Raw genomic sequence first — 10,362 nt, 5'->3', positions numbered from 1 at the left:
GTCGTGGATGGGCTCAAGTCTCCGGCAGCTTACGCGGCCCCGCCGGGGCCACGGTCTGCCTTCGATCCCCGAGGCGATCACGGCGGCCTTCCCGGACGCCATGGTTCAGACCTGCGTTCGCCAGCGGGCTCGGACCGATGGCGCCTTCGCTGGCTCACTGCATCTGGTGCGCCATTCCCTGAACTTCTGTTCCTGGAAGGACCGCAAGGGTCAATCGTCGGGAAAACAGTCCCCCGGACTGTTTCTGATCCTCCTCATACCACCGATCTGCGCCGGATTTACAGCGCCCCGACGGCCAATATGGCCGAAGTCGAGCTCGACGCCTTCGAGGAAAAATGGGCGGAGAAATACGCGTCTATCGCCCCGGCCCGGCGCAGGGCTTGGCAGGAAGTGATTCCGTTCTTCGGCTTCGATCCGGCGATCCGCAAGATCATCTACACGACCAACGCGATTGAGAGCCTGAACCGCGTGATCGGGAAATCGATCAAGACGAGGGGTTCCTTCCCGACCGACGAGGCCGCGACCAAGCTGATCTATCTGGCCATCCGCAACTTCGAGAAGGACGGCCGAAATGTCCGGGAATGGTTTGCGGCCCGCAACCAGTTCGCCATGATGTTCGGCGAGCGCTTCGACGCTTGAATATCCCAAACCGCATGGGCCGACCCGGATACACAAAGTTCAGGACACTCCCGAAACACATCCGGACCTCGAATCCAATTGAAAGCACTTTCGCCACCGTTCGACACCGCACGAAGCGCACCAAGGGATGCCTTAGCCGCAGGACCGGACTTGCCATGGCCTTCAAGCTGATGATGTCCGCGCAGCGGAAATGGCGCAAACTCGATGGCCAGAACCACCTGCCGGAAATCATCCAAGCGGTTGAGTTCCGAGACGGCCTCCGCCAACTTCAAGTCGCCGCCTGATCACGCGTCACCAACTTTCGCCCATATCTCCGCTTTGAGCCCCACGGAAATCGCGGACTTTCATCACGACTTCATCAGCTATCGCAAACTCGCCATCGAGGCTGGCCTGACTTGGACCGAACTCGATCGCGTTCTAGGGCGCAACAACATCAGCCCCGTGGCGGGTTGTCGGAGGATCTATCGCCGCGCCCAGGTTTCGGCCCTCATCTCAAGAAGAACAGTCACTCTGCCAGTTTAGGTCTTGACAGGCTTTGCGCACGCTTCTGCTTTCTTTTGCGCACTCATTTTCTTTCTTTGTCTCTTCCTCAACCGCGACAATCACAGCATTGGTCGTCCCGCGACATAGGTCTGGGCCACGGCGCGGTCGTCGCCAATGATCTGCAGGACGAACAATTCTTCGGCCATCGTCTCAGCCTTTTCCATGCGCAGCGCCATTGCGGGTGTCGCGCGGCTGTTCAGCACCACGAGATCCGCGTCTGAACCGGGGGCGAGCGTGCCGATGCGGTCCTCCATCCCAAGCGCAAGCGCATTGCCGCGTGTTGCCCAATGGAAGGCGGCGTAGGGGTGCAGCTTCTGGCCGCGAAGCTGCAGGACCTTATAGCCCTCGTTCAGGGTTTGCAGCATCGAATAGCTGGTGCCGCCGCCAATATCCGTCGCGATGCCAGTGGGGACGCTTGCGGCGCGCAGGCCCGCTTCGTCGAATAGGCCCGAACCGAGGAACAGGTTTGAGGTCGGACAGAAGATCGCGCGGCTGCCGGTTTCGGCCATGCGGGTGATTTCGCGCTCGCGCAAGTGGATGCAATGGCCGAGCAGGATTTTCGGACCGAGCAGGCCGTAATGCTCATAGATATCGAGATAGTCCCGTGCCTTGGGATAAAGGCTTAAAGTATATTCTATTTCGGCGAGGTTCTCGCTCAGATGGGTCTGGATGTGGCAATCGGGATGCTCGCGGACGAGCTGGCCTGCCATCTCCATCTGCTCGGGGGTCGAGGTGATGGCGAAGCGGGGGCTGATTGCGTAGCGCTGGCGGCCCCGACCGTGCCATTTCTGGATCAGCGCCTTGGTGTCGTCATAGCCGGATTGAGGCGTGTCCAAAACGCCCGCCGGGGCGTTGCGGTCCATCATCACCTTGCCCGCGATCATCGCCATGTTGCGGGCTTCGGCGGCGGCGAACAGCGCTTGGGCTGATTGGGCGTGACTGGAGCAGAAGGCCACAGCCGAAGTCGTGCCATGTGACAAAAGCAGCTTCAGGAAGGCATCGGCCATGCGGGCCGCGTGGTCGGTGTCGCTGAACTGGGCCTCGCTGGGGAAGGTATAGGTGTTCAGCCAATCCAGAAGTTGCGCGCCCCAGCTGGCGATGACCTGAACCTGCGGAAAATGCAGATGCGGGTCGATGAAGCCGGGCAGGATCAGGTTCGGGCGGTGGTCGATCTCAGACAGGCCGTCTTCGCGCAGCGCGGAATAATCGCCGATGGCGGCGATCTTGCCATGCTCGACGATGATCGCGCCGTCTTCGAGATAGGTGAAAGACTCCTCGGAGACAGCAGGGTCCGCGTGGAAAGAGAGCGTCCGCCCTCGGATCAGTTGTCGCATGTGATTTGGGCTGCCGAAATAGTTTGGGTGAGCCTGCCGGTGATCTCGGCGGCGGTGAAGGCGGCGATGATCTCGGGACGCTTGTCCGAGGAAAAACCGGCGCCGATGGGGCAGGTCAGGCGCTCGGTCGTGAGGCCCTGTGCGCTGGCAAAGCGGCGGAATTGCGCAAGTTTGGTCTTGCTGCCGATCATGCCGATATAGGGCGCGTCTTTGCGACGCAGCGCTTCGGAGGTCAGCAGGAAATCCAGCGCGTGATCATGGGTCAGGATCACATATGATGTGCCGATGGGGGCCGACCGGATTTCGGCCTCGGGCAGGGGGGTCAGGACCGTTTCGCCACGCGCCATGGCCAGTTCATCCGCACGCTGGTCGATCAGGATCGGGCGCAAAGGCAGCAGGGCCAAGGCGCGAGAGAGCGCGCGGCCGACATGGCCCGCCCCAAAAACCAGCACCTGCGGATGCTCAGGCTCGGCGGGCATCTCGGTGATCCGGGTCAGGGAGAGTTCCACCCTGCCGCCGCAGCATTGGCCGATCTCGGGGCCAAGGGGGATGTCCATGTTGGCCGCATCCTCACCGCGCGCGAGCATCTGCCGCGCGCGGTCGATGGCCATATATTCCAGCTGGCCGCCGCCGATGGTGCCGCTGATCCCGTCGGGCGTCACGATCATCGCGGCGCCGGCCTCGCGCGGGGCGGACCCCCGCGCACGTATGACTGTGACTTTGATCATCTGAGCTTCTCGATTGCCATAAGGACGCGCTCGGGCGTGGCGGGTGCGTCGATGCGGGGATTTTCGCGGTAGTCGTTGAACGAGGCCACGGCCATGTTCAGCGCTTGGAAGACCGAGATCCCCAACATGAAGGGCGGCTCGCCGACGGCCTTGGAGCGCTTGATCGTGTTTTCTCGGTTCACCGACCAATCGGCCAGCGCGACGTTGAAGACCTTGGGCCGGTCCGAGGCCAGCGGGATTTTGTAGGTCGAGGGGGCATGGGTCTTGAGTTGCCCCTTTTTGTCCCACCACAGTTCTTCGCTGGTCAGCCAGCCGGTGCCCTGCACGAAGGCACCTTCGACCTGCCCTTTGTCCAGAACCGGGTTGAGGCTGCGGCCCACATCATGCAACACATCGGCACGCTCGATGACATATTCGCCGGTCAGCGTGTCGACCGAGACCTCGGAACAGGACGCACCATAGGCGTAATAGTAGAAGGGCCGGCCGCGTCCCGTGTTGCGGTCCCAATGAATTTTCGGCGTCTTGTAGAAACCCGCCGCCGAAAGCTGGATACGCGCGATATAGGCGGTCTTGATGAATTCCTCGAAAGGGATTTCCTCGGCGCCGATGCGGACCGTCTCGCCGATGGTGATCAACTCGACGGGGACGCCCTTGGCCTCGGCGGCGAAGGCGGTCAGTCGGGCGATCAACTGGTTGCAGGCATCCAGCGCCGCCATGCCGTTCAGGTCCGAACCAGACGAGGCCGCCGTGGCCGAGGTGTTCGGCACTTTCTCGGTCGTGGTCTTGGTGATCTTGATGCGGTCAATGGTGACGCCAAGAGCCTCGGCCACGACTTGCGCGACCTTGGTGTTCAGCCCCTGACCCATCTCGGTCCCCCCATGGTTAAGGTGGATCGAGCCGTCCGAATAGATATGGACCAGCGCGCCCGCCTGGTTGAACCAGGTCGCGGTGAAGCTGATGCCGAACTTGACCGGAGTGATGGCGATGCCCTTGCGGATCACGCCACCCCGCGCGTTCCAGTCGATGATCGCCTGACGCCGGGCCTGATAGTCGCTGCTGGCCTCGAGCTCATCGAAGATGCGCGGCAGGATCTGGTCCTCGACCTCCTGATGATAGGGGGTGAGTTGGCCGTTTTCGTAAAGGTTCAGGCGGCGGATTTCCAAGGGGTCGCGGCCAAGGGCATAAGCGATATCTTCGACCACCCGCTCGGCCATGATGACGCCTTGGGGGCCGCCAAAGCCACGGAAGGCGGTGTTCGAGCAGGTATTGGTCTTGATCGGGTGGCTGCGCAGCTCGACCGCGGGGTAGTAATAGGCGTTGTCGGCATGGAACAGCGCGCGGTCGGTCACCGGACCGGAGAGGTCCGCCGAGAAACCGCAACGTGCATAGAAATCGCCATTCACCGCGTGGATCTTGCCGGTTTCGTCATAGCCGACCTGATAGTCGATGACGAAGTCATGCCGCTTGCCGGTGATCTGGAAATCGTCGTCGCGGTCGGGGCGCAGCTTGACGGCGCGGTTCAGTTTTTTCGCGGCCAGAGCGGCGATGACCGAGAAGATGTTCATCTGGGTTTCTTTGCCGCCGAAGCCTCCGCCCATGCGGCGAACATTGACGACCACGGAATGCGCCGCCGTGCCCAGCACATGCGCGACCATGTGCTGCACCTCCGAAGGGTGCTGGGTCGAGGTATGGATAATCACATCCTCATCCTCGCCGGGGACGGCGAAGGCGATCTGGCTTTCAAGATAGAAATGTTCCTGTCCGCCGACGGTCAGGCGACCGGAGAGACGGCGCGGGGCGCGCTCCATCTCGGCCATGTCGCCACGGGTAAGCTTGAGGGGCTTCGTCACATAGCCCATCCCGGCATCGCGGGCCGAGATCACATCCAGCGCGAAGGGCAGTTCTTCATAGCTGACGCGCGCCAATTGGCAGGCGCGGCGGGCCTGATCGCGGGTTTCGGCGATCACCGCAAAGATCGGCTGGCCAAGGAATTGCACCTCGGGGAAAGCAAAGACCGGGTCATCATGCAGGCCGTTCGGGCTGATATCGTTGACGCCGGGAATGTCATCCGCGGTCAGAACCAGATGCACGCCGGGGGCCTCGCGCACGGCGGACAGGTCCATTGCCGTGATCGTGCCATGCGCGACCGTCGAGAGGCCCAGATAGGCATGCAAGGTGCCGATGGGCTCGGCGATGTCGTCGGTATAATCGGCGCGTCCGGTGACATGCTTTTCCGCCGAGTCATGGATGATCGAGCTATGGGCCGCTCCCCTCACTTCTACGTCTTGTTTCATTCGACCCTCCTCAGGCGGTGCTCGGCCCCGGATTGTTCAAGCCAGAAGCGGCGGAAGAAATTGGCAGCCAGTTGCTGGCGGTATTCGGCGCTGGCACGCCAGTCGCTGAGCGGTTGGAAGTCATTGGCGACGGCTTTTGCTGCTGCTTCGAAGGTTTCGGCGGTGAAGGGCTGACCCTTCAGCGCGGCCTCGGCACTTGCTGCGCGTTTGGGCGTCGCCGCCATGCCGCCGAAAGCCACGCGGGCGTCGATGATCGTCGCGCCGTCGGTTTCGACACGGAAGGCCGCCGCCGAGGCCGTAATGTCCGCATGCTGCCGCTTCGAGACCTTATAGGCGGCAATGCGGGCATCGCCTTTCAGCGGCACATGGATGCTTTCCACGAACTCGCCGGGGCGGCGGTCCTGCTTGCCATAGGCGATGAAATATTCCTCGACCGGGATATCGCGGGTGCCTTCGGCGCTGCGCAAAGTCATCGTCGCGCCCAAGGCGATCAGCAGGGGCGGCGTTTCCCCGATGGGAGAGCCGTTCGCCACATTGCCGCCGATGGTCCCGGCATTCCGGACCTGCCAGCCACCAATGCGCCGCCAATAATCCAGCGCCTCGGGGAAATGGGCCAGCACGAAGGGCTCGAATTCGGTATAGGTCGCGCCCGCGCCGATGGTGATCTGGCCCGGCGTGATCTCGATACGTTTCAGGTCCGCCAGATGCCCGATGAACACCGCCGGAGAGATGTCTTTCAGGAATTTCGTGACCCAGAGGCCGACATCGGTCGCTCCGGCGACGATGGTGGCCTTGGGGTTTTCGGCCAGAACCAGCGCCAGATCTCCGGCGTCTTTCGGCAGAATGGCGCGGTCATCGCCGCGCGCGATCTCGACACGCTCGCGGGGGATGGCTTGCAGGGTGGCGGTCACGCGGTCGCGTTCGACGGCAAGGGCGTCCATATGCTGACCGCCGGCCTCGCCCGCGGCGAAGGCGGCTTTCACGATCGGTTCATAGCCCGTGCAGCGGCAGAGGTTGCCCTGCAGCGCGGTTTCGATCGCGCCCATATCGGGGCAGGGGTTCTGCATCCAAAGACCGTAAAGCGCCATGACGAAGCCCGGCGTGCAGAAGCCGCATTGGCTGCCGTGATGCTCGACCATGGCCGCCTGAACCGGGTGCAACCCACCCTGCGGGCCGCGCAGATGTTCGATGGTGACGATATGGCAGCCGTGGCAGGACGCGAGGAAGCGGATGCAAGCGTTGATCGGCTCATAATGCAGATGACCGTGATGCAGGCGGCCCACAAGGACCGTGCAGGCACCGCAATCGCCCTCGGCGCAGCCTTCCTTGGTGCCGGTCAAACGGCGGTTCAGACGCAGGAAATCCAGCAATGTGTCTCGGGACCCCGCCTCGGTCAGGCGGATCTCGGTATCGTTGAGAAGAAAACGCAGCTCGCTGCCCATCAAGTCCTCGCTCGGGTCGCTCCGAGGAAAAGCCTAGATGCGAATTGACCTTTGCGAAATCACGGAATGAGCATAAGACTTTCAGCCGTTCATTGAAAGAAGCGGGTTCGAACCGTGCCATATCTTGAAAGTCTGCGGGTTTTCGTCCGCGTCATCGAACTTGGATCCATTACGGCGGGGGGGCGCGATCTGCGCATGTCTCCGGCAGTTGCCTCAAATCGCATCAAGGATTTAGAGACTCGCTTCGGGGTGCGGCTGCTCAATCGCACGACTCGCAAGCTGGTCCCGACCGAGGTGGGGCGCGCCTTCTATGAAAGCGCCCGCCGCGTGATCGAGACCCTGGACGAGGCCGAGGCGGTGGTTTCAGGCTTTTCCGGCATGCCGCATGGCGCGCTGCGGGTGACCGCGCCCCTGGGGTTGGGGCGGCGACTCATCTCGCCCTTGGTGCCGAAATTCTGCGAGGAATATCCCGGCGTCGAGATCCGGCTGCGGCTGTCGGACCGCAATGTGGACATTATAGCGGACGGGATCGACCTCGCGTTCTTCTTGGGCGAGCCGCAGGATTCCGCGCTGAAATGGCGGCGCATCGCCGAGTGCAAACGTGTGCTGGTCGCGACGCCGGATTATCTCGAGAAGCACGGAACGCCCGAAAAGCCCGAGGATCTGGTCAAGCATAATTGCCTGCTGCTGCGCTATCCGCGCAGCCCGGAATATTACTGGGTGCTGCATACGCCCGAGGGTCCGCAGAAGATGTTGGTCAATGGCCATTTCGATGCCGATGACGGCGATGTGCTGACCGAATGGGCGCTGGATGGCTGCGGCATCGCGAACCGTCCGTTTTATGAGGTCTCCGAGCATATTGCCGCCCGACGCCTGGCGCTGGTGCTACCGGACTCCCCACCTTCGCCCGCGCAATTCGGCGTATTGACCCCCCATCGCCGCTTGCAGGACCCCAAGGTTCGGCTCTTTGCCGATTACATCGCACGCGAGTCGAAGCGCTATCTGGGGGCCTAGGTGGTCGGCGGTTTAACGGTGTGACGATAATCCGCGAGGTAGTGGCGCAGGGCTGGAGTATGGGGGCAGACCAGGTTGCCCCTACCGACGGAGAAATGCGCTTCGGACCGCGGCATGATGAGGCTATCTCTGCCCATTTGACCGGCGGGTCCGCCGCTTGCCCTGAAAGGCCGCGAACTCCCGAGCCTGTGCAAAAAACCCTTTTTGTGCTATCCTTTCACGGGGTTGGGAGGTTTTGCATGGCGGGTATCATCGAGGGTGTCAGCCGGGATCAAACCACACTTTTTCCCGAGCGCCTGGATGATTGGGTGGCGGAAGATAACTTGGCTCGTGTAGTCGATATTTTCGTCGATGAACTTGATCTGGCTGCAATCGGTTTCCATCGCCACGCTGCCGCGCGGACTGGCCGTCAGCAAAGGGAAGATCGCCAGCCGCCTTGCGCATCTGGAAGCAGAGGTGGGGCGGTATATCGAGGAAGCCGAACGGATCGACCGTCAGGAGGCCGGCGAGATCAGGGCAGAACGTGCCGCTCATCTGACAGGCCGATATCATGGCATCCGGCGCGAGATCGAACGGCTTCTGGAGATGGAGAAGGCGTTGGACGATGCCCGGACGGTCAGATATCCCGGACCGATCCCGATGCGCGCGCCATGGCGACCCGCGCGTAGCACAGCGGGCATGTCGGCTATAATGTTCAAAGCGTTGTCGATGCCGAGACCCATCTGATCGTGACCCACGAGGTCACCAACCAAGGCCATGACCGGGATCTTCTGTCACGGATGGGCAAGCAAGCCAAGGACGTGCTTGAACTGGAGGAGATGCACATTCTTGCCGACAAGGGCTACTTCAGCGCCCACGAGATCCTAGCATGCCACGAGGCAGGTATTACCGCCACTGTGCCACGCTCGGACACAACGGGCAGCCGAGCCAAGGGGCACTTCGTGAAGGCCGACTTTGCATATGAGCCGGATGCCGATGTGTATCGTTGCCCGGCTGGTCAGGCTTTGACGCATCGCACCACGACTGAGCAGCAGGGTTTGCTCATGCGGCGCTACTGGACCAACGCATGCAAGGGGTGCGATCTCAAGGATCGCTCTGCACATCGGGACACGAGCGCCGGGTCTCACGGTGGGAGCATGAGCATCTTGTCGATGCGTCAAATGCCAGGCGGCGCGGCTCTGGCGCACCGATGAGGGTTCGTCGTTCAACCGTCGAGCATTCCTTCGGCACCATCAAGGCATGGATGGGGCACAGCCATTTCCTGACGCGAGGCCTTAAAAGTGTGGGGACGGAAATGGCACTCAACGTCCTCGCCTACAATATCAAACGCATGATCTCGCTGATCGGGATCGCAGGACTGATGCGCGCGATCCGAGCCTGATCCGGCCGCGCTGCCGCCAGATATGCTGTCGGAAAGCCCGTTTTCGAAGCCGTATTCCGAAATCCAACGACTGGGTTTGAAAAGATGGCGCGATCCCTCAAACAGCGGACATCACCTGTCACGGACAAGCAGTTTTCACACGACCTCTCCCCTAAGCTGCCGTTCCGAGATTGCGGTTTCCCTTGACGGATAAATGTTGCGGGCGGGGCGCGCTTCTCTCAGGTAGCTTTGAAGTCGATCAGGAGTTGCTTCAGACCTTCGACTAAGCTTGCTAGGCTGCAGACTCACTGACTTTCGCAGCCAGCACAGGACGGTTGCGGCGAGCATGATCGCAGAGAAGAACATTTCCGGGCACCGATCGTATCGCGTGGCTACGCGCCGCCAGTCCTTGAGGCGGCCGAACATGATCTCGATACGGTTGCGGCGTTTGTAGCGGCGCTTGTCGTATTCACTGCCTTTTTGCGGGACTTTCGGCCGGGGATGCAAACCTTTATCCCCTTGTCTTGCAACGCTTCTCTGAACCAATCGGCGTCATTGCCCCTGTCGGCTAAAAGCCACCCTGCCTTCGGCAGGCTACCCAGCAGAGCCGCCGCGCCAGTGTAATCGCTGACCTGCCCGGCCGACATGAAGAACCCGATCAGCCGCCCTTTCGCATCAGCAACGGCGTGCAGCGTGGTGTTCCGTTCTCCGGGGAAACTGTCCCCCGGACAGTTTCCTGATCCTACGAACCCTTTGGCGCGCCCGATCTGGCGTCCACGCCCCCCTTTATGGATGGCCCGCCCCTCCCGCCGACCTCTGTGTAGGATGTCGGTGTTCAAAGGAGGAAGGAGCGAACCATGAGCATTTTCATCCTTGGCATCGATCTGGGCAAGAACAGTTGCAGTGTCGTCGGTCTCGACCGGGCGGGGACAGTCGTGATGCGTCGGCGATTGCGTCGGGAGGGCGTTATCGCCTTCGCGTCGAAGCTACCGGCCTGCATCATGGCCA

The 10,362-nt window shown here is 61.8% G+C and carries 5 protein-coding genes and 5 pseudogenes; 5 read left to right on the top strand and 5 right to left on the bottom strand.

The window, feature by feature from the left end; translation table 11 throughout:
* Nucleotides 1-639: pseudogene (locus tag ESZ60_RS19825) on the top strand (transposase); the annotation flags it as partial.
* 53 nt (nt 640-692) lie between these two features.
* Nucleotides 693-923, top strand: a pseudogene (locus ESZ60_RS19820) (IS256 family transposase); the annotation flags it as partial.
* A gap of 318 nt (nt 924-1,241) precedes the next feature.
* Here the strand turns inward: ESZ60_RS19820 and guaD are convergent.
* Genes guaD through xdhA form a run of 4 tightly spaced genes read right to left on the bottom strand, consistent with a single transcriptional unit; the run spans nt 1,242 to nt 6,980 of the window.
* Nucleotides 1,242-2,516 (bottom strand): guanine deaminase, encoded by a 1,275-nt coding sequence (guaD, locus tag ESZ60_RS19815; protein ID WP_134682394.1) that lies wholly within the window; start codon nt 2,514-2,516, stop codon nt 1,242-1,244.
* Complete coding sequence (gene xdhC / locus ESZ60_RS19810) at nt 2,504-3,244, bottom strand: xanthine dehydrogenase accessory protein XdhC (RefSeq protein WP_134682393.1); 741 nt, start codon at nt 3,242-3,244, stop codon at nt 2,504-2,506. Before xdhC ends, guaD begins: the two co-directional genes overlap by 13 nt.
* On the bottom strand, nt 3,241-5,538 hold the full coding sequence (xdhB, locus tag ESZ60_RS19805; RefSeq protein WP_134682392.1) for a xanthine dehydrogenase molybdopterin binding subunit: 2,298 nt from the start codon (nt 5,536-5,538) through the stop codon (nt 3,241-3,243). The genes xdhC and xdhB overlap by 4 nt, the downstream gene beginning before the upstream one ends.
* Nucleotides 5,535-6,980 carry a xanthine dehydrogenase small subunit gene (gene xdhA, locus ESZ60_RS19800; protein WP_134682391.1) on the bottom strand — a complete coding sequence of 482 codons (1,446 nt, stop codon included), beginning with the start codon at nt 6,978-6,980 and terminating at the stop codon, nt 5,535-5,537. Before xdhA ends, xdhB begins: the two co-directional genes overlap by 4 nt.
* Before the next feature lie 114 nt (nt 6,981-7,094).
* Between xdhA and ESZ60_RS19795 the strand changes: the two genes are divergently transcribed.
* On the top strand, nt 7,095-7,994 hold the full coding sequence (locus tag ESZ60_RS19795) for a LysR family transcriptional regulator (protein WP_134682390.1): 900 nt from the start codon (nt 7,095-7,097) through the stop codon (nt 7,992-7,994).
* Nucleotides 7,995-8,233: 239 nt separating this feature from the next.
* A pseudogene (locus tag ESZ60_RS19790) lies at nt 8,234-9,375 on the top strand (transposase).
* 297 nt (nt 9,376-9,672) lie between these two features.
* Here the strand turns inward: ESZ60_RS19790 and ESZ60_RS19785 are convergent.
* Nucleotides 9,673-10,148 (bottom strand): annotated as a pseudogene (locus tag ESZ60_RS19785) (IS5 family transposase); the annotation flags it as partial.
* 63 nt (nt 10,149-10,211) lie between these two features.
* Here ESZ60_RS19785 and ESZ60_RS19780 point away from each other — a divergent pair.
* Nucleotides 10,212-10,362 (top strand): annotated as a pseudogene (locus tag ESZ60_RS19780) (IS110-like element ISMmg1 family transposase); the annotation flags it as partial.

It is taken from the genome of Paracoccus ravus, from assembly GCF_004522175.1.
Lineage (GTDB): Bacteria > Pseudomonadota > Alphaproteobacteria > Rhodobacterales > Rhodobacteraceae > Paracoccus > Paracoccus ravus.
The sequence above is the reverse complement of the archived record's forward strand: the minus strand, read 5'-3'. Positions and strand labels throughout refer to the sequence as shown.

Bases quoted from the DNA above. Each gene is read 5' to 3' on its own strand.
- guaD (WP_134682394.1), bottom strand. From the start codon at position 2,516: ATGCGACAACTGATCCGAGGGCGGACGCTCTCTTTCCACGCGGACCCT.
- xdhC (WP_134682393.1), bottom strand. From the start codon at position 3,244: ATGATCAAAGTCACAGTCATACGTGCGCGGGGGTCCGCCCCGCGCGAG.
- xdhB (WP_134682392.1), bottom strand. From the start codon at position 5,538: ATGAAACAAGACGTAGAAGTGAGGGGAGCGGCCCATAGCTCGATCATC.
- xdhA (WP_134682391.1), bottom strand. From the start codon at position 6,980: ATGGGCAGCGAGCTGCGTTTTCTTCTCAACGATACCGAGATCCGCCTG.